This is a genomic window from Legionella resiliens, assembly GCF_021344005.1.
In the GTDB taxonomy this organism is placed as follows: Bacteria; Pseudomonadota; Gammaproteobacteria; order Legionellales; family Legionellaceae; genus Legionella; species Legionella resiliens.
The window spans coordinates 410,092-430,654 of the sequence record NZ_JAJTND010000001.1; the positions used below are offsets into that span (position 1 = coordinate 410,092).

Below are 20,563 nucleotides of genomic sequence, written 5' to 3' on the forward strand. Positions count from 1 at the left end.
TCCTTTATGGAAAAAGAAAATCCGGTGATCTTGATTGTAGATGATAGCGCCACTATGCGTTTAATAACCTGTGATGCATTAACCAAAGCGGGTTTTAATGTCATTCAGGCAGAACATGGTGAAGCTGCCTTATCGCTACTCAAAACCACGAAACCTGACGCGATTTTGCTGGATGTGGAGATGCCTGGCCTCAATGGGTTTGAAGTATGTGCCGAGATTCGAAAATTACCTGACTTACATTATCTTCCCATCATGATGGTGACCGGTTTAGAAGACTATGAATCAGTGAATAAGGCGTACCAGGCTGGAGCTACCGATTTTACCACCAAACCCATTAATCCAACTCTATTAGGGTATCGCGTCCGTTATATGGTGCGCACCAATTCTTACTTTCAGGATTTACAGTTCGCGGAACAAAAGGTCAGGGCTCTCAATGAAGAGCTGATCAATAAGCTGGTCGAGATCCAGCAAAATGCAATTGCAGTAGCGCGTTTCGTCCCTCAGGATTTTCTCAAGGTGCTTAATCGTAAGAATATTTCGGATATTAAACTCGGTGATTGTGTTGAAAAGGTCATGACCGTTCTCTTTTTAGATATAAAAGCATTTACTACTATGGCCGAACGCTTATCGCCTGTTGAAATCTTCAATCTTTTTAATACACTTATGAGTTATTTAGATCCTGCCATTCTTAAAAATTCGGGTCTCATTGATAAATATATTGGTGATGCAATTATGGCTTTATTCAATGAGCCAGATGATGCGGTTGTTGCTGCATTGGATATGTTAGAAGCCTTGAAGGCTTTTAATGCCACGCGAATACGCGATAACCTGCCGCCCATTAATGTAGGAATTGGTATCAACACGGGTAATTTAATTCTTGGTACTGTGGGTTTTGAAAAACGTATGGATTGCAGTGTCATTAGTGATGCGGTCAATACCGCTTCCCGGCTTGAAACATTAACTCGAAATTTTAGTATTGAACTCATTATTGGTGAAGAAACCTATGAACAATTAAAACAAAAAGATGAATACGATCTGCGTTTCTTAGGTTTGACAACAGTAAAAGGTAAAAGTGTACCCATAAAAATTTATGAGGTCTTTAATCATAACCCTCCAGCCGAAGTGCAATTTAAAAAAGATTCAGCCTCTATTTTTGCCTCAGCATTGGAGCATTATGAGACGAAACAATTTGATGAAGCCGCAAGTCTTTTTGAACAAATCATAATAAGTAATCCCAATGACTTACCCGCAAAATATTTTCTGCAGCAATGCAAGGAAAAAATGAATTAGCAAGAATATACAGGAAATCTAATACATCTCTTCGAATTTTAATATTAAAGTCCAAATTTCTGGACCCCGCGGACAAGCCCTGAACGATCGTCAGTTTTTTAAATTTATCATGTACCCCTTAAGTTTCTCTACGTACCGCTTAAATTTCTCTACGTACTGCTTTAAATTTCTCTACGTACCGCGCTTTATGCCTGAGAGATGGTCACTTTTTGTGACCATCTCTCAGGGACAAGCCGCGGGAGGTAGGCAAGCTAAGCCTCAAACAGGAAACAGGTCGATTCTTAGCCCGTTCAAAGAAGCCTATGTTCAGAATCCAGCATTAAACCAGGTTTCACCGCTTCACCTTAACCTGCTTTAATTTGCTCAACTACTTGCTGATTGAGATGCGTCACGATAAGACTAACTAATTTAACTGCTTGATCATAATCGCGTTTATCAAACATCCCGGCTTGTTGATGCGCATAACGAATAGGAACACCAATATTAACACTAGGAACCCCTGAACCTGAGCCTTGTACTTTTGAACCATCTTGGCCATAACCTATTTCTGAGTCCAGCTGTACTTGAATGTTATTTTTTTGGGCTAAATCTAAAACCCAATTAAGTAATTCTTGATGGGGAATCATTATAGATTTAATTTTTTCATAACAAATGTCCTTATTTAAAATCCCGGCTAATCCCATTGAATACACCAACTTCATTATTTTTAACCCAATTATTGCGCCCATTATTCTACCATAAGCTCAACGTGACGTAAGAACCTCAGCAAGGTGCGGATTGAGCGTCACTATAGTAACCGTCTGATATTTAGGCTATTATTGGCTTTTTTTATATTGGACCATTTTTTGCCATGCACAGCGTCATTGTAATTCCTGCCCGTTACGCTTCAACTCGTTTACCAGGAAAACCTCTGGCAATGATTCGTGGCCAAACCATGTTGCAACGTGTAGTTCATTTATCACGTGCTGCTGCTGAAGGACTAAAAAATGTTTCTGTGCTTGTTGCAACCGATGATGAGCGAATTGTCCAGCATTGCAATGAAATAGGTGTTGCTTCAATAATGACCACACCAGAGGCACCTAGCGGAACGGATCGTGTCGCTGAAGCTATACGCTCTATGAAAAATAAACCGGATTTTATTATAAACATGCAAGGTGATGCTCCTTTAACACCGCCAGATTTTTTACGCGCACTCATTGATGCTTTTGCTGCCTCTCCTTGTGATGCAGTAACCCCTGTAACCCAGTTAAGCTGGAAACAGCTGGATGTGCTACGCCAAAATAAACTGACTACCCCCTTTAGTGGTACTACGGCTGTATTCAATGAAAAAACAGGCAATGCTTTTTGGTTCAGTAAAAATATTATTCCTGCCATTCGTAAAGAGGATGAGTTACGCCAGAAAAGTGATAAAAGTCCTGTATTTCGTCATATTGGATTATATGGTTATTCACTGGGCATGCTCGAAAAATACATTACCCTGCCAGAAAGCACATTTGAAAAAATGGAGGGGTTGGAACAATTACGTATCCTGGAAAACGGTTATACCCTTCGTTGTATTCCCGTTGACTATAAAGGCCGCGCCAGTATGTCAGGTATTGATAGCCCGGAAGATGTAATCCGTGCTGAAGCATTGATTGCCCAATACGGTGAATTATTAGAGAGTATGTAATTATGACCACACGATTACTTGTTGCACGCCATGGGAATACTTTTGCGCCTGGTGACGTGGTTAGACGAGTAGGAACCACCGATTTGCCCCTAGTCGATAGTGGTTTAAATCAAGGACGTATGCTGGGTATCTATCTTAAAAAGAATAATCTTATTCCTGACATCCTTTTCACTTCCCAGCTCAAACGTGCCAAACAAACTGCAGAAGAGGCACAAAGTGCCATGGGAATAAATTTACCTATTGAAACACTGGCTATCTTCAACGAAATTGATTATGGGCCTGATGAAAATCAACCTGAAGAGCATGTGGTTGCACGCATTGGGACAGAAGCAATTAATGCCTGGGAAACACAAGCCATAGTCCCTAACGGTTGGAAGGTAGATCCTACTGCGCTTATTAATAATTGGATGGATTTTTCCGCTCGTCTGCGTCAAGAGTACACGGGAAAAACATGTCTGGTAGTCACGAGTAATGGGATCGCTCGTTTCTCGCCTTATTTGACTGGTGATTTTGCAACATTCAGCGCGCGTTACGGAATCAAAATTGCTACAGGAGCATTGTGTATTTTTGAAAATGAAGAACCCTCTGAGATCTGGCATTGCCGTGCATGGAATGTGAAGCCAGATCGAACCATGTAACATACTCTGCAATGGATGAGAAAGGACTCTTGCGCACCTCTTTGCCTCCGCTCCGGCTTATCTGTGAGCTCCAATGTTTTTAGCGAAGAGCTCCCGGATCCGCGATAGCAGTAGGATCGGAGTAGAGTGAGGCTGGTTTTTCCGAGATATATATAAGATTCGCGGGAAGGTCCCCAGGCTGAAGTTTGAATTCAGGAGGGGGCAATAAATTACAATTCTGGAATATGATTCATGAAATTATGGGTGATGGGATTATCTTTGTTTATGAGTTTCATTTGCGATGAAGCTTTAGCAAATCAAGAAAAAAACCAATCGATTTCTCCTTTTTGTTTACCCACTCAATCCTGTTGGCCAACCAAAACGCAATGGGATGAATTAAATAGGCAAGTAAACGGGCGTTTGATACGAGGACATTCTCCCTTATATCCTTGCATTCAAAACGCTAAAAGCGCTGCATGCCAAGAGGTGCTCAACAAGCTAAAAAATCCTTATTTTATTGAAGCGCACCCTGGAGCGACACAATCGAATGGTTGGGTGGATGCCTGGCAATCTGCGGTAAGTCCTTATGTAATTGCTGTTGAAAATGCGCAAGAAATAGCTGCTGCAGTTAATTTTGCACGCAAACATCGCATTAAACTTGTTGTGAAAGGAACTGGTCATGATTACCTTGGCAGATCCAATGCACCCAATTCACTCTTGCTCTGGACACATAACATGCGTCAGGTGACCATTCACGATCATTTTATTCCCCAGGGATGTCCTCAGACGCATACCCCGACAACAGCCGTCACCCTTGCAGCAGGCACACGATGGCTAGAAGCATATAAAGAAGTCACTACGCATCATGGCCACTACGTTCAAGGAGGAGGGTGTGTCACTGTCGGCGCTGCAGGTGGATTTATTCAGGGTGGAGGATTTGGTAGTTTTTCTAAAAAATTTGGCACAGGAGCTGCTGGGGTTTTGGAAGTAGAAATGATTACTGCAGATGGAACAATACGCATTGTTAATTCCTGCCAAAATCAAGATCTTTTCTGGGCATTAAAAGGAGGCGGTGGAGGTACTTACGGCATCGTCAGTAAAATCACTTTGCAAACTCATGAACTCCCTGCCTTATTTGGGAAAGTCAAAGGAAGCATTACTGCAAAATCCGATACAGCGTATGCAAAACTGATTCATTACTTTATCCATTTTTATCGCCTCAATCTCAATAACGAACATTGGGGAGAGCAGGTTGCTTTAACGCCAAATAATAAGATGAATTTTTCCCTGGTTTTTGTTGGATTAAATAAAGCTGAAGTAGACAAACTTTGGCAGCCATTTCTGCACTGGTTAACAAAAAAACCGGAGCAATACCAAGTTCACTTCAACAGTATTACACGTCCAGCAAGACACTACTGGGATTTTGACTATTTGATTGAAAATGCTCCTGATGCCATCGAAGTTAACCAAGAAAAAAACGCATCTGCAGGCGAATTTTGGTGGGCATCGAATCAATCTGAGGTATCCGTATATATCAACTACTATCTCTCCATGTATCTTCCCTTCAAATTATTTGCCAAAGACAATTCAACGCATTTTGCCAGAACACTCTTTGCGGCATCCCGTTTTACTGAAGTCGTACTTCATTTCAATAAAGGGTTGTCGGGTGCCCCATCAGACGTTATTGCGCGTCAAAAAAATACTTCCATGAACCCAGAAGTACTCAATGCGGCAGCTTTAGTCATTATTTCTGGAGGCCAACAAGATACTTATGCCCATATTGCGGGTCATCAACCGGATCTCATCAAGGCCAAAGAGGCGATAAAGAAAGCCCGGAAGGCAATGGAGCTACTGCATGCTTTAAGTCCTGATTCAGGTGCCTATCCGAATGAAGCAGATTATTTTATTAAACATTGGCAATCCGCTTTATGGGGCAGCAATTATCCTAAGCTCCTGCAAATCAAGCACAAATATGATCCCCAAAATATATTTACCTGTCATCATTGTGTGGGGAGTGAATCAAGTTCAGGATCATAGAACTTTGAATTTACAATGTACATCCTAAGCCTTAATAGAATATCTACACCCATGGAACAATCCTCAGTGGGCCAATTTAAGTTCTGAATTATTGATAGATGGATCCCTGCCTTCGCAGGGATAACAGAATATGAGGGTTAAGAGTACGTAGGCTGGGCTGAAAACCCAGCAGCGAATGTATATCAGAACACCATTGATAAGGCTTTTCAGCCCAGCCTACGTTTATTCATTAAATGTTATCAAAGTAATTTTTTAACGTTTGTTGCACATCTAAATTGAGCTCGCCAGAATTAGGATCGATAGCACTTACCGTATCCCCTAGATAGCCAATTGCCCAAAAGAAAATGTTGTTTGTTTCCATATTCGCCTGTAAATAAGGCATTAGCGAATTGGTAAAAAATGCCTTTCCTTTTGCGGTTTTCCATGATGCCTCACCAAGCACAACGGGATAGCCTGCTTTATATAAAAATCCCCATGACCAATCGAAACGCAATTGACTTGGCATACCTGGTGCAGTTTCCCAACCAGCAACCTCAGCAGGGTATACATGTGGTGAAAAAACCAGATGACTGTTTTGAGCCTGTTCATCTCCCAACAACCATTGTAACGCAGACTGATTTATTCCTTGGGTGATTAACTGATTCCTAAATTTACTTTTATCAAATACAGCGATTCCATTTTTAGCCTGTTTTTCATCCAGTAAAGGCTTGAAATCCTCTCCCCAATTTCCTTTAAAAAACATACGCTCTAAATTGCCGCATAAAGAGGGGTCTGGAGAGTGGCTGTATCCGTTGTCATTCACTACCTGGGATTTAGGGACACAAATTATCGGATTATTTGCATCATCATTTCCTGAATCAGGACCTTCTACAAATAACAGCAAATTAGGATTGTTTTTCTGTACTGCATTCGCAGCAGTTGCTATGACTTTTGTCCAGGGTACTTGGGAGTCATGTGTTTTAAACCAATTTAAACGATAAGGCTCATTGAAAATATCAATTCCCAGTACATTATCTAAGTTGCGATTTTTAATTTCTGTAGCTAAAAGAGAAATATCATTTCCATATCGTTGCATATCATAAACAGTGCCATCTCGCATTGCATCGCCATACCCATGACGATGATGGATATCAATCATTACTTTGATATTCTTCTTTTTTAATTCCTGCAACACGATCCAAAACGCTTGTTGCGGGCTGACTGCTTTTTCGCAAGCGGTACCATTGCTCTGCCATGTTTTACAAAAAATACCATTCCCTGCGCTTGGGGAAGACTTGTCAGAAAGCGACTTATTTAAATCGACCTCATGTCGATCATCAGAAAGAACCTCGGGTTGGATAGGTAATCGCAAGGTTTTAAAACTTACTGATGAATTTTTATCTACCCCTGTACTAGGGAAATCCCATGGATGGCTAAGTAAATCCATCATTCCATAGGCTCTTGGATTGGAACCCAAAGATGGAATTGCATAAAAAGGATTGCTCTGTAAGCCTTGAAAAACATTCGTGTCCTGAAATCCAGACCATGATAGACCATCTACATGGACGATCTGACCCTTAGCATTGTAAATTTTACTTTCTCGGGTTTGGTAGGAGTGTGCATCCAATGCCAGCATTAATAATAACCAACATCCTAATACTTTCATTTTTTTCATTCACGTATCTCCAGAATACAAATACAATGTTTCAAAAGTGGTCGTAATTTAACCACTCATGAGCAAATTCAGGCTAACTTTTGGATGAATTTTACAAAAATCTAACAAATTAAGTGATTCAATTGGCGCAAAAAACAAACATCATGGCGGCCTGGGTGAAGCGTAACCTGAGTTTCGTACTCTCGAAATTCCCAGGTTACAACTAAAGAAAAATCTTTATCCTACGCTTGAAAAACGACGATCATTTTCATGAATTGAGCTTTTAACCAATTCATCCATATCTTCATTAGGCTCGCAGGGTTGATAAACAACTTTTAAGGGAGAAACATCCACAGTTGATTTGGTACTATCATTTTGCAAATAACCATCAAGGTTTCTGAAAGTAAGGTATTTATCTGTAGCAAACTCTTGGCACTGAGCCATGGTTTCATCTTGACATATTGAAAACTTAATTAAATGTTCTGCATGAAATGGTTCACGACTTTTTGAAAATACATACTGTAAATCGTACAGAATGCTATCAGCACCAGCACAAAAATAAGAACCGGATTGAAATTTATTATTCTCAAATACATCACTACGAATGAAGCGGCCTTCACCAGGTTGCAAGCCTGTAAGGGACACTTTGTGAGTTGCTATTTCTTTAGGATTGTCTGCAAAAGCATAACCAGTTAAAACCACACCCAATAGTAATGAGGCTATTTTCATCATTCTGTTTTAACTCCTAATATGAAATAAATATTCCCTGTAATGGTTATTATCCCTAAACCAATGCAAAGAACAATAAAAGCAAGAAATTATCTAAATAAAGGGATAACTCTTAATTTCAGTCCAACATTATACCCTATTTCATACGAATAGTGTAAAAATTTATAAATTAATTCTCAATTTGATCGAAAATCTTCTAATAATTCGACGTCCAATCTTGATAAAAACGAAGAGAATATCAAGGAAATGAATAAAAATCGCTTTCCTTCCACGGGCAGCTGAAGAGAGTTAATTTTTGATCTAATTGATTTTTTTATTAACTCAGATTCAATTATTTGTTATGCTTGTCCAACTAAAAAATAAATGTACCTTTATTTAATGGCCAAAACTTTAACTAAAAAGTTCAGAACTTCATTAATCCGTTATTTGAATAACCCCAATAATGTGAAAAATAAAAAATCACTAGCAGAGTCTTCTCTTGCAATATACGAAATTGCAACGACTCGATGTGGTAGTGAGCCTGATAAATTCATGGTTTGCATCGATGAAATCATAGGAATCGCTGTTCGTGGAATTAAAGTACACCCTCACCGCGGCGAACTGCTCGATTCGTTTAATCATCAATTAAGTCGATCAGAAAATGGAGCTGAAGCCCAGGCATTTCATGTGCTCACGCTGACCTATCATTTGTATTTAAAAAATAATTTAATTGACCCGGAACAAGCTGCTCGAGAGCAATTGGAAAAGCTACGAACAACGATTCAACAATTAACAGAGGCCAGTCCTTATGCTGAAGAACTAGAAAGCGCACTCGAACAACTTACACGAGTAGTTGGTGAACATTTTAAATTATCCCCTAAAATACAATTTCAACAGTATAAAGAGTTTGAAAAAAAGCTAAGATCAGTTTGTTCTGAATATAAAAGTACCATCGAAAATGATGCGTTCGTTAAATCTGCCTTTTACAGTTTTCTTGCAGCAATCCTCAACATCTTTACTTTGACAGATTCTGCTGAAACCTACCAAAGAAAAAGCAGGTTTTTTCAAGAGGTTTCTCTTACATCGCAAAATACATTGTCCGAATTTAATATTCCATCTGTTGAAGTTGAAAATATTCATGACGAATCAGAAGCAACATTGCCAATTCAAACTTACAATGCCAGTGGCTAAACATTCGAGTTCATTGAACTTATGCTTCTCAGAATGTTTAGGGTATATACCTAGATATAACCTCGATTAACTCATTACGGGACAAACACTTAATGCCTGGGGATCATCCTGCGCTTTATTCTGTAATGACTCTAATTTTTGATCAATACACTTTTTGATAGCCGCTACAGTGTCCGTTTCTCCGTAAACACCTCTGATTTTTTTTATTATCCAGATTTCCGATCGAAGTTCTTTAATAAATTTTAAATGTCCAGCAGGCTCTTTTCCTTTTAACTCCTCCCTTAATCGCAAAAGTTCTTCCATACTTAAATCTGCTTTTTCCAGCAATTTTACAGCATACACTTTATCTTGTTTTAAAGTCCGTAAAGGTTCTTCCCGCATTTTAGAGAGAAAGTGTTTATAGTCTGCCAGCGAATAAACTTTCGGAATCAGGATTGACGCGGAACTGGTTTTTTGTGCTTGAGCAATAACCAATGCATATTCATCTGCCGATAACCCATGCTTTGCCTTATGATGATGCAAATCACAAATCACATCTGCATAATAGACTTTCATCTGTACGTAATAAGGACCCAATGCTGACCTTGCAATTCCTGGATTTTTTAGTTTCTCTGCATATTTTTCAAAATTTGCGATTGCAAAATCCAATGCTGTATTTCCTTCACTGTCTTTATTATTCAGAATACCCTTAAAATATTTTGGTGTTTCATAACAACGATAACTTTGTGTTTGAATTGCAGCATGTAATGCTGGGGTATTTTTTTCGCATGCTTCCTGAATTGATTTCAACATCTTACGTGCTTCCATCTGATATCGCTTTATTTCATTGGGAGAGCAGTTTATTGCAATGCAATGTTGGTGTAATTCAGTAAGAATTGATTTGCTTGCCTCTTCATAATTATGGTGCAAATACTCTCTAAATTCCGGTATTGCTAAAAGCGCTACACGCAATTCGGCTATTTTGGAGGAGCTTGCCCGTTGCACAATGGTCAGAGTACTTTCAGTTTCAGGATCACTACCTACTTCATCCAGAGGCTGGTGCAAACATTTGGAAATAAAACTTTGCGGCATCGCTGCTTGCTTTAAAAAACGCATCCACTTTGCTTTCTGAAATTCAGGATCATCTTTTAAAGATTTATATGCAGCCCGATCTTCTTCATTATGATATGCTTTTGTACCTGTAGAAATAATAGCTCTTTTTGTCGGCCAATAATGATTTCCTGAGTCTTGCAGATCGGGAAATCCCAGCAAGTCGCGGGTAGTAATGCGAAATTTGTCACTGGAATAGCGAAGATTGGCAAAACGAGCATCCCGGGCAGCCATAATTTTATCACTGAACATCAAATCATGATCTATTTTAAAAAAATGAAAGCAGGGACGACTATTTTCATATGTAACATAATAACCAATATTTCCCTTGTGTAAATCATCTTCTTCTAGTCCATAGGCTGTAGTAAACACATCAGCCAATGAGTCCATATCAATATCTATTGCACCACGTTTTTTTTGTTCCAAAAGCCTCGCAAAGAAATTTTGTGGTAATTTGTCCTGAAAATTAACTCCCTCACCTACTCCATAGGTTTCCATTTCTGCTTCCAGTTTGATATTTTCTGCTTTTGTTTTAAGTTCTTGACATTTTCTTCTCAGCTTCTCTGCTTCAAAAATAACCTGAAGATGCGTAGACATCGGCTCTAAGATAGGTTTTAATTTTTGGGGAATTTTTTGGGCATCAAATCGAATAATTCCTTGATCTAATTGCTCATTACAAAACATAACTGCAACATCAAGATCTTTGGGATCTATATTTTTATATTCCCCTAGCTTTTTCCGTTCATCCCAATATTCTTCCAATCGTTTCTTATAAGCTTCCTCCAATTTTTGTGTTTTGTCTTGATAGACTCTTTTAAGAGCGATTGCTTCCCATTTATTTTTGACAGCAACTTTTTCTTCAATTGCCGTATGCCCTTTTATCCATTGCGCAAAGTCCTCTTCACTAACTTCACCCTTGGGCAATAAACCTGGCGCCTTCATAAAAACGATGTTCTTATCGTTCTTTCGCAGACGCAATAAAGCATGGCCTGCATTCTCAGTACATACACCGACGATTCCACCTTGAGAATCCGTTACTATGTCTTGTCTTAAAGCGCGATGGGGTGCAGCATACGCATTAGCAACCGCGGTAAAGCTAGCTTCCAGTTTAGACGCTTCTTGGCCCCTAACCCCAGGGTGTTTATTCTTTTTAAAAATTACATGACGACCATGCCCTGTTTGATCATAAGCAATCGTTTTTTTATGGACTTCATGAGCACTTTCTTTGGCGTCTTGAAAGCTAAAACCAAAAATACGAGATAACTTCATGATCAGCATGCTCTCATAATGTTCTTTATGATCTAATTATACACACAAAACCTTACTCTTTACTTAACAGCTCAAGTTCTTCTAGTGGTCAACTAATTACCATTATGGTAACTAGATAAATAACTAATTGATTTTAGGATAAAAAAACTTTGCTATTAAAAAAAAATGGGTTATAACTCTCTTACCTGAATCATGGAATGACAGGTACCTAAGATGGGGCAGCATGATGCTGAATATTATTTTTTCATGGAGTGAGAAAATGAACAGTAAAGTATTTTCGCAGCGCTTCAATCGCGAGTTAGCTTCACTGGGCTTTCCGGAAGAGTTAACTGAGAAAATCAAAGCAGTATCTAAAGTATTTGGTGTTTCACGTCATTTAGCAAACTCTTTAATTTTTGGCCACATACTTCCAGTAAAGGAACAACTTAATAAGATTGCCGAAATATTAGAAGTTTGTCCCCAATGGTTAGGGGGTGCAACTGACCGAAAAAAAACTTATCCAGCCCGTGAAACAGCAGATAGTGTATAATAGTTAAGGTTGAGATAATTATTATATATTGTAAAATGCTGTATCTGACTCTAATTATCGATTATCAGATACAGCAGAACATGTATCTATTTCATCGTAGAAAAGCTTTTATTCGCGGATTACTACCATCATGGAATGCTTAAGTTTTTGTATTGCCAAATCAATTGATTTACCACGTGTAGACAATTATTTTAAAAATGATTCAACTGACTTTACTTCACTGAAAACTCGGGATGTTTTAAAGTTAAGCTCGAATCACAACAAAAATCATACCATCTTCATTTTTAAAAACGGTACTGTGGTTTCCTGGGGTATTAAGCGGTATCAAATTAATGATTATCTGAATACCATCAAACTTTTGATTGATAAACCTGTTACCATTTTAGTGCATGATGAATTTCATTATCAATTTGATGATAAAACAACTATAGAACCCCATGATTTTTTCGATGTCGACTGCTTGACTATAGAAGAGGACAGTGACGAACTCAAACTCAGTTTATCTTATGGGTTTTCTCAATCAGTCAAGTTACAATATTTTGAAACCATCATTGATGGGCTGATTGAGAAATACAATCCTATGATCCAAAAACTATCGCATACAGGTGAGATGGAAATTAGCCGTACTCAAATTCAGCAGATTATTGGAGAAATCCTTGGAGCAAAAAGTGAAATGAATTTAATTAGTAATTTCCTTTATCATCCAAAATATTTTTGGCAACATCCAACCTTAGAAGAGCACTTTACTATGTTGGAACGTTACTTACATATCCAAAGACGCGTCAATGCGATTAATCATCGATTGGATACTCTTAATGAAATCTTTGATATGTTTAATGGTTATCTGGATAATCGACACGGTCATAATTTAGAGATTATCATTATCGTATTAATCATTTTAGAAATCGTAGTCGCTGTTTTAAACTTGCATTTTTAATAAATCCATTTTAATAACGAGCAAATTAACGTAAAACAAGCTATCTTTAAAAAAACGAATAATATTTATTAATACCAATTATGCTTAGTAAAACGACCCAACTTAGTGAAGACCAACTCAAAGAACTAGAAGGATTAAAAGCTGCCTGTAAAAAGAAAGATGGCAGCGTACCTAATTTGTATACTCACTTGCTCATCCAAAAAAGAAATTTACCTACGGTCTTGATGTATCATGATAAACAAAAACTAGTCGGATTTTTAAGCGTCTTTTTCTTTTATGAGGATGCAGTTGAAGTGTCAGCGCTTGTTCATCCAGATTATCGCCGGAAAGGTATTGTCAAAAAAATGCTGCGCAATGTTTTACCCCTCGTGAAAGAGCAAGGCTATTTTAAATTGATTTTCTCTAGTCCGTACCTGTTGAACAGTAAATGGCTGCCTGAGCTTGGTTTTTCCTACATGCATAGTGAATACTATATGGAGCGGCATGATTTAACTCCTTTACTGGATCACCAAAAAAACCTGACCTACCGCACAGCAACAGAAAATGATATTCCACTGCTTTGTGTTCTGGACGAGGCATGTTTCTTTAAAACGGAAACAGAATTACTTCCACGCTTTGAACACATATTGAGTGATAGAACATATCAAGTAATATTGGCATTTGAGGACAACCACCTTGTAGGAAAAGCACATATACGCTGGGAAAAAAATGGCGCAACACTTTCTGATATCGCCGTTTTGCCAATCCGACAAGGGAAGGGTCTGGGAACAGCTTTGATTTCATACTGTATAAATCTTGCATTAAGTGAAGGCAAACCCCACCTCAACCTTGATGTAGAAACACATAATCAAAAAGCACTTAACCTATATACTCGGCTTGGTTTTCTAACTCAAAATTCGTGTGATTATTGGGAAATTGATTTCTACGAATTGCAAAAACGAGTTATCGCAAAAAAAAGACGTTAATTCATCCCGTGCTTATCCGGAACGAGTGTTGACTACCTAGTGAATTGTCAGTGAAGAAAAAGCTGGAATACTTAAATTTAAAAACTGGTGTTTTATATCGGCGGTTGTTAGGCAACTTTTTCCTGTAAAGTAGAACCTCTTCATATAGAGCTTGACAGAATTTAAACCCCACCTTTAGTATTGTCCTTAAAAAGCTGGAACAACTATTTACAGCAAAATTGTTTTCAACTTACATAGAAAGTTTCATATTAAAAATAAAAAGGATCATGATGAAAAAAAGGGTTGTTATAACCGGCATGGAAATAACCTCTTCCATAGGAACAGGCTTAGGCAAATTCTGGGAGGCTGCAAAACAGGGACAATGCGGAATAAAACGCATTCAAAACTATGATCCTTCTTCGTATCCCACACAAATAGCAGGCGAAATTACCGATTTTTCCCTGGAACATCTGCCCGAGTTTAATAAGAATAAACGCTATCCGCGAGTTGCTCAATTCGCCCTCTATTGCACACATCATGCAATAGAACAAGCCAAACTCACTCCCCATGAGCTCAGCAAAGCAGGGACTTTCATGGGAACTGGAATGGGAGGATACCCCGAATCAGAAGCAAGTTATAAATTCTTCTTCACTGAAAATTGGAAAAAAATGCAGGCCTTGACTGTGATCAAAGGAATGTCCAATTCCATTGCAAATTTTATCGCCATCGCATTCGGCTTAAGCGGACCTAATTCAACTATTTCTAATGCATGTGTTTCATCAGCTGACGCGATAGGGACAGCCTACCAGCAAATCGCTAACGGCAGAATTTCCACGGCGATCTGCGGAGGTACAGAAGCACCACTTTGGGAATCAATGATGTCTGCGTGGTGTAAATTAAAGGTGATGTCCACTAATAATGCAAATCCAACAAAAGCCTGTCGCCCATTTGATCTAAATCGTGAGGGGATGGTAATGGCAGAGGGGGCTGGAGTTTTAATTCTTGAAGAACTAAATCAAGCGAGAGCACGAGGAGCTACTATTTTCGCAGAAATTATCGGTTTTGGTTCCAGCTGTGATGCATTTCATATTACCGCACCCTCTTCAGAAGGACAGCAACGCGCGATACAAGGAGCATTGGATGATGCAAAATTATCACCTCGAGATATTCAATATCTCAAAGCGCATGGAACTGGAACGCCATTAAATGATATAGTCGAAACACAAACAATTAAATCACTATTTGGTGAAAGAGCCTATGAGCTCCCAATTACGGCACAAAAATCAATGATTGGACATGCAATAGGTGCCTCTGGTGTAATGGAGGTCATTTCCACAACACTTAGTCTGCAACATGATTTGTTATTACCTACAATAAACTTAGAAACTCCAGATCCTGCCTGTGATTTGGATTATGTAGCGAACGAAGCCCGTAAAAAGACCATTGATATTGTATTGTCCAATCATTTCGCTTTCGGAGGCGCTAACGTTGCTTTGATCTTACGCAGATACATAAGATAAAAAATAATGGATCCCGCGGACAAGCCGCGGGGCTATGAAGTAAACCACACCCAGGCTGTTTTAAAACATATAGCTTAAGCTAAACAAAGCGCCAACAGTATATATATGGGGGGTTCCTGGACCTTTGCTCAATGTAAGGTTATCGTCCCCCAAATGATGCTTCCCCCAATCTGCAAATTCAGCTCCTACACCTACCTGCCAATTCGGGGTGAGCATTTTTTGCACTCCAAACCCAAGAGTATACGAGAAAGCAACCGTACTCACCGTTTCAAACCAGAATGCTGGAAAAAGGACAGGATCGATTGTCGAAGGAACCCAGTTATGAGCATGGTTCCAACCTACACCAAAACTACCACTTAAATAAGGTTGGAGAGTTTGAAAGCCACAGGCAATAAGCTTTCCTTTAAGCTCTGCGCGCACATGGCTCACGCTATAATAGTATGTATATACATCAGGGAGGCCATTTACATTAATTGTGCCTGAAAAATTGACGTCACTCGCTGCTGCAACCCCAAGTCCAAACTGGGCGATAAAATTGCTTGCGCCAATAAAATGCTGTAACCCGAAAAATAATTCACCAGTACCTAACCAATCAGATTTCGAATCAGCAAGGTACAGGTTGTACTGTGGCGGCGGAAAAGGATAGAGATATTGATCACTCCCTGGATGAGACCACGCAGGTCCTCCGCTTACAGTAATAATTGAGGACCAAACCCGAGGTAAAAGAGGAGCGAACGGGTCATCGCCAGCGTATACTTTTACTGTAAACAGTCCGCAAAACCCTAAGGCTACGATTATTTTTTTCAACATACCTATCCCTTTGATTTTTAATCATGAAATCCAAAGTACTCAGGCTAATTTTATACCGTATTTGGGCTTACTTTTCTATACTTCATTTTTCAATGGCGGCAAACTGAGTTTTGAGATCTGGTCTTTTCCTTCCGGATTAGGAGCAGAGATCCATTACCCCTCCTCATCATAAAGGTTAGGATAATGGGTTTTGATTCCAGCTTATTTCGTAACTCCAGTTTGAAATGTTGTATCAATCGCTGCGTGATCGGAAGGATTTCCTTGTGCTTGCGTGTAAAGTAAGGCATTTTTCAATGTTGCCTGGCGAAAATAAACAAAATCGATCACAGAATTTCCAAAGGTTGGTCCTATGAATGTTCCCTGTTCTTTAACAGCAACAAGACCATAATTAACAAAAGTTGACTCCATGATTTGAGCCTGATTTAAATTATCCTGCAAATTATTAAAATCACCCGTAACAAATGTCGGAATCTTTGCTGCTGCAGAGTAATTTTCAAGGAACTCACTTATTGTTCGCGCATCTTGATTATGGGCAGTCATCTGCCCGCCGACACAATCAGCGTGCCCACCCCAGGCAATACAAAGATGGGTTGTAGCAATTGCTACAACCTCCCCGCTTTTTAAGTTTTTAAATTGAGAAAATACAGCGAGCCTTTGCCCTCCCCCATCAGAAACCATAGGTATCGTTTGGGCGTTTTTTACCATCGCCCAACGAGACCTGTCATAAAAAATAGAAGCATCTTCTTTGTTTCCAGCCAATGTATATTTTGAATCAAGCTTATAAATACTATCCATCAAGGAGTAATCATTTTCTTGAGTAGTAATAAAATCAAAATTATGCACATTAATATAAGAGGTCATCCGGGTAATTGGCGGAGGATTCTTTTTTTTATCCATAGTAGACCAAGAAAATAAGTTGGCTTGCAAGATATGCACCATCGTTGCATTAGCCTTTGTAATAAACAATAAACTGAATAAGACACTTGAAAGGGCGAATCGTAAAAAGCGCATAGTGACTCCCAAAACAGTACTCTAAAAACAGAGCACCTAAGGCGAACACTTTACCATACAGGGCTCAACAGAATCATTTTGATTAATATCTTTTCAATAAATTAGCAAATAAATTGATGAATCATCCTGCTTCAATTGCGCCTGACACATCTTCCCGCTAATAGCTGCTTTGCTCTGGAACCACACACTCAGAGTTTTTGGTTGGAACTAATGAGATACTGCTTTTACAATCTTTTGCATAAAATCTTTGTTGATACAATCTAAGATTCATAAATTTCCCTTCTTCATTTTGATCAGAATACACCCAAAGATTTGTTCTCAGAGGCTCTAAAGAAATCGAATCTAAATCTGGGACTGTATTAGGAAAATATTTAAGTAATGGAATAAAATCTTTAAATGAAACTTCTGACTCTGGCGGCTTAAGCCAACCCATCAATTTATCATAGTCTTCTTTTGTAGGGTTCAAGCCTTGCTTATCCCAAGCAATAACGACCGAATATTGAGCTGAGTTCCCGTTATAGTCAAATAACTGCTCCTTCGCTTCAGCAGTCCATTGAAAGCTGCTCCAATATTGGCTTTCACCATTATCAGTAAGAATGGGGAGGCTTAGGCTTTTACTCAATTTCTCTACAGTTTTATAAGGATTTGGACTCGGATTAGGATTGGGATTTCGTGGAACTATATCGCCGCCTTTATTACTAATACTTATGATTTTACCGATGGGACATACACAAGCGTGGCTTTTGTCTTTACCTATACGGTGGGTACCACCCCATATGTAATTTTTAAATAGCATGACATATAATTCAGCATGCCTAATTCCTTCAGCAGTCAACGCATGCTCTCCGGACTGCGTATCTTCGGCATGGCGAATAACGAATACGACGGGCATACATCCATTGGCATTTCTAAAAGCCCCTTGAGGACTACAGGCAGAGTCCGACGCCCAAACATCCACAGAGATTAGCCCCAAAAAAAGAACCCACATAAATCGCATATTTGCTAACCAGTTTCAGTCTTTTAAGTAGTTTAGCAAATAATCAATGTTTTTGTTCCTGAGAAATTCTTAACACCCCCCACATTTTTTAGGATATTCGATTTTTGCGTTATAAACATTCCTTATTATAAAGGCATCCCAACCTGTAACAAATGTCAGGTTTTCCGGGTATTAATGACAAACTATTATGTTTTTAGGGGCTTTTAGCCCCTGACAATAAACATAAGGAGATGTTATGGGTAAATTTAAATTATATTCATTTTTTTCATGCGCTTTTATTTTTTCGATAGCCACTCATGCCGCAACAACGATCTATATCGATGATAACAACATGAATAACTATTTAACGGTTGGCAAGAATGCACTTATTGGTAAGAACAATGATTATCAGTTCAAATTGTCGAATAAAGTGGCGTTACCTAATGGAGTGATTAAAAAGAAATATAATTTATATTACAAAGACATCCCCGTATTTAACTCAGTCTTAACGAGTTCGGAAATAAATGACAATGAAATGGCGTGGTATGGCCAAATGATGATTGATATTGAGGGCGATATTGTCAACATGGCTCCCGCTATTGATGAAAAAACTGTACTAAATATCACTAAGGGTAAAATCCAACTGAAAGAAAATGATTTAATCAAGAATGAGAAAATTCAACTTTATGTACGCATAAATGATAACAATAAAGCTGAATTGATCTACTTGGTTTCTTTTAATGTAGAGGGATATAAAGTGCAACGTCCTTACTATATAGTGGATGTGCATACAGGCGACCTAATTAGTTCTTGGGATGGCCTGACAACACGGGATGCTGAGGGACCTGGCGGAAATCAGAAAGTTGGGAGCTATTACTATGGACGAGATTTTGGTTTTCTTAACGTTTCGGATAACTGCCAGATGACCAATGCTGATGTGGATACCTATGATATGCAAAATCAGAGAAATGGAGGCACTCTATATCGTTTTGCCTGTCCTGTTAATAGCAGTGACAGACCGGTTAATAATGCTCGGCCTGTGAATGGGGCTTATTCACCACTTAACGACGCCCATTATTTTGCCAGCATGGTTCTTAGCATGTATCGAAATTGGTTTTCAATAAATCCACTCAAGTCAAAATTTAAAGTGCGCGTCCATTTTGGAACAAACTATGAAGGCGCTTTTTGGGATGGCCAACAGATGACTTTTGGTGACGGCGGCAACAACTTATATCCGTTGACTGCTCTTGATGTAATGGGCCACGAGGTAAGCCATGGAGTCACTGAGTTTAATTCCGGTCTTGTTTATAGGGGGCAATCTGGAGGAATTAATGAGGCGTTCTCAGATATGGCAGGGGAAGCAGCTGAAAATTATATGAATAGGCAAATTGGAAAAGAGAATGATTGGTTAGGGGGTGCAGCTATTATGAAAAACCAAGCCGCCATGCGTTATTTTATAAATCCCACCCTGGACGGCGCATCTATAGACAATGCTAAAGATTATAATGACTCTATGGATGTACATCATACTTCGGGAGTATTTAATAAAGCGTTTTATACTTTATCTACGACCCCGAACTGGGATATAAGAAAAGCATTCAGCGCATTTTTACTTGCGAATCAAGTATATTGGCAACCCGAAGCAACGTTTAACAGTGCCGCATGTGGCGTAGCTAGGGCAGCTGCAGATCTTGGATATGAAGTGAATGATGTCCTCGCCAGCTTTAAAGGAGTGGGGGTTAATGCAAATTGTAATGTAACTGATCCAGAATCAGATGATGAAGTAGAAATATCCAATGGTACGATAATAAATAACATCAAAATAAACGCTGGCGATGCGCATCGCTACTTGCTCGAAGTGCCCGTACTCAATAGGTATCCTTACAGCTACGATATGCTTTCCATACACGTATATAACAGCGAAAATAACGCAAAAAATAATGTGCAGTTATATGTTCGTTATGAAAATGGAAGCTTGAAAAAAATTGATCAAGTAAAAAAACTTGCTGGGAATGAATTTTTCAATATTAAAAAGCCAGCCGCTGGAAATTATCATATTTTAATTAAAGGGGTCGCTCCGGATACAGTAAATTTGAACGCTTTTTATGGTAATTTTCAGTAAAGTTTATAACGCACTGTTTTGATTTTAATGCTTCTTCACGAATATTCAAATGGAGGATTGGTTGTAGGTGGCCAATCCTTATGTGAATCATCAATTCGCCATGTTTTTTCTAAAAGTATCGGGTCGAAGCATTAAAACGGATAGATTGATTCAAGAAGTTCAAAAATTAAAATCTATAGCATCGAGGTTTTCACAGTTTTATTGACCGTTT

Annotated in this window: 16 protein-coding genes and 1 pseudogene; 10 read left to right on the forward strand and 7 right to left on the reverse strand. The window is 38.8% G+C overall.

Going from position 1 to position 20,563, the window contains the following annotated elements; all coding sequences use genetic code 11:
• The first annotated feature begins 6 nt into the window (after nt 1-6).
• Nucleotides 7-1,290, forward strand: coding sequence for a response regulator (locus LXO92_RS01740; protein WP_182351043.1), 1,284 nt, complete (start codon nt 7-9; stop codon nt 1,288-1,290).
• A gap of 344 nt (nt 1,291-1,634) precedes the next feature.
• Here the strand turns inward: LXO92_RS01740 and LXO92_RS01745 are convergent.
• Nucleotides 1,635-1,916: pseudogene (locus LXO92_RS01745) on the reverse strand (M42 family metallopeptidase); the annotation flags it as partial.
• 224 nt (nt 1,917-2,140) lie between these two features.
• On the opposite strand from LXO92_RS01745, the gene kdsB reads away from it, so the two are divergent.
• The 3 genes from kdsB to LXO92_RS01760 all read left to right on the forward strand — a co-directional run bounded on the left by kdsB (nt 2,141) and on the right by LXO92_RS01760 (nt 5,613).
• Nucleotides 2,141-2,959, forward strand: coding sequence for a 3-deoxy-manno-octulosonate cytidylyltransferase (gene kdsB, locus LXO92_RS01750; RefSeq protein WP_182351044.1), 819 nt, complete (start codon nt 2,141-2,143; stop codon nt 2,957-2,959).
• A 2-nt stretch (nt 2,960-2,961) separates the two neighbouring features.
• A complete protein-coding gene (locus LXO92_RS01755; RefSeq protein ID WP_232890293.1) occupies nt 2,962-3,597 on the forward strand; it encodes a histidine phosphatase family protein in 636 nt (211 codons plus the stop codon).
• Nucleotides 3,598-3,828: 231 nt separating this feature from the next.
• Nucleotides 3,829-5,613, forward strand: a complete 1,785-nt coding sequence (locus LXO92_RS01760) for an FAD-dependent oxidoreductase (protein WP_232890295.1) — start codon at nt 3,829-3,831, stop codon at nt 5,611-5,613.
• Between the two features lie 229 nt (nt 5,614-5,842).
• On the opposite strand, the gene LXO92_RS01765 is transcribed toward LXO92_RS01760, so the two are convergent.
• Together LXO92_RS01765 and LXO92_RS01770 are read right to left on the reverse strand one after the other, a co-directional pair.
• Nucleotides 5,843-7,267, reverse strand: coding sequence for a cellulase family glycosylhydrolase (locus LXO92_RS01765; RefSeq protein ID WP_232890297.1), 1,425 nt, complete (start codon nt 7,265-7,267; stop codon nt 5,843-5,845).
• Between the two features lie 216 nt (nt 7,268-7,483).
• Nucleotides 7,484-7,978, reverse strand: a complete 495-nt coding sequence (locus LXO92_RS01770; protein WP_232890299.1) for a hypothetical protein — start codon at nt 7,976-7,978, stop codon at nt 7,484-7,486.
• 375 nt (nt 7,979-8,353) lie between these two features.
• Here LXO92_RS01770 and LXO92_RS01775 point away from each other — a divergent pair, with 375 nt between their 5' ends.
• The gene (locus LXO92_RS01775; protein ID WP_182351049.1) at nt 8,354-9,145 is read left to right on the forward strand and encodes a hypothetical protein; all 792 of its coding nucleotides are present in this window, start codon (nt 8,354-8,356) and stop codon (nt 9,143-9,145) included.
• Between the two features lie 66 nt (nt 9,146-9,211).
• On the opposite strand, the gene LXO92_RS01780 is transcribed toward LXO92_RS01775, so the two are convergent.
• Entirely contained in the window at nt 9,212-11,503 is a 2,292-nt protein-coding gene (locus LXO92_RS01780; protein WP_182351050.1) for a hypothetical protein, read from the reverse strand.
• A gap of 259 nt (nt 11,504-11,762) precedes the next feature.
• Between LXO92_RS01780 and LXO92_RS01785 the strand changes: the two genes are divergently transcribed.
• The 4 genes from LXO92_RS01785 to LXO92_RS01800 all read left to right on the forward strand — a co-directional run bounded on the left by LXO92_RS01785 (nt 11,763) and on the right by LXO92_RS01800 (nt 15,433).
• On the forward strand, nt 11,763-12,032 hold the full coding sequence (locus LXO92_RS01785; protein WP_182351051.1) for a hypothetical protein: 270 nt from the start codon (nt 11,763-11,765) through the stop codon (nt 12,030-12,032).
• A 130-nt stretch (nt 12,033-12,162) separates the two neighbouring features.
• On the forward strand, nt 12,163-12,969 hold the full coding sequence (locus LXO92_RS01790; RefSeq protein ID WP_182351052.1) for an RMD1 family protein: 807 nt from the start codon (nt 12,163-12,165) through the stop codon (nt 12,967-12,969).
• Between the two features lie 80 nt (nt 12,970-13,049).
• Complete coding sequence (locus LXO92_RS01795) at nt 13,050-13,934, forward strand: GNAT family N-acetyltransferase (RefSeq protein ID WP_182351053.1); 885 nt, start codon at nt 13,050-13,052, stop codon at nt 13,932-13,934.
• A 269-nt stretch (nt 13,935-14,203) separates the two neighbouring features.
• Entirely contained in the window at nt 14,204-15,433 is a 1,230-nt protein-coding gene (locus tag LXO92_RS01800; protein WP_182352900.1) for a beta-ketoacyl-[acyl-carrier-protein] synthase family protein, read from the forward strand.
• Nucleotides 15,434-15,493: 60 nt separating this feature from the next.
• Here the strand turns inward: LXO92_RS01800 and LXO92_RS01805 are convergent, their stop codons facing one another.
• The 3 genes from LXO92_RS01805 to LXO92_RS01815 form a co-directional block, all read right to left on the reverse strand.
• Nucleotides 15,494-16,243 (reverse strand): hypothetical protein, encoded by a 750-nt coding sequence (locus LXO92_RS01805; RefSeq protein WP_182351054.1) that lies wholly within the window; start codon nt 16,241-16,243, stop codon nt 15,494-15,496.
• Nucleotides 16,244-16,444: 201 nt separating this feature from the next.
• Entirely contained in the window at nt 16,445-17,254 is an 810-nt protein-coding gene (locus LXO92_RS01810; protein WP_182351055.1) for an endonuclease/exonuclease/phosphatase family protein, read from the reverse strand.
• Between the two features lie 157 nt (nt 17,255-17,411).
• Nucleotides 17,412-18,251 carry a hypothetical protein gene (locus LXO92_RS01815; RefSeq protein ID WP_232890301.1) on the reverse strand — a complete coding sequence of 280 codons (840 nt, stop codon included), beginning with the start codon at nt 18,249-18,251 and terminating at the stop codon, nt 17,412-17,414.
• 235 nt (nt 18,252-18,486) lie between these two features.
• Between LXO92_RS01815 and LXO92_RS01820 the strand changes: the two genes are divergently transcribed.
• Nucleotides 18,487-20,352 (forward strand): M4 family metallopeptidase, encoded by a 1,866-nt coding sequence (locus tag LXO92_RS01820; RefSeq protein ID WP_182351057.1) that lies wholly within the window; start codon nt 18,487-18,489, stop codon nt 20,350-20,352.
• The last annotated feature ends 211 nt before the right edge of the window (nt 20,353-20,563 follow it).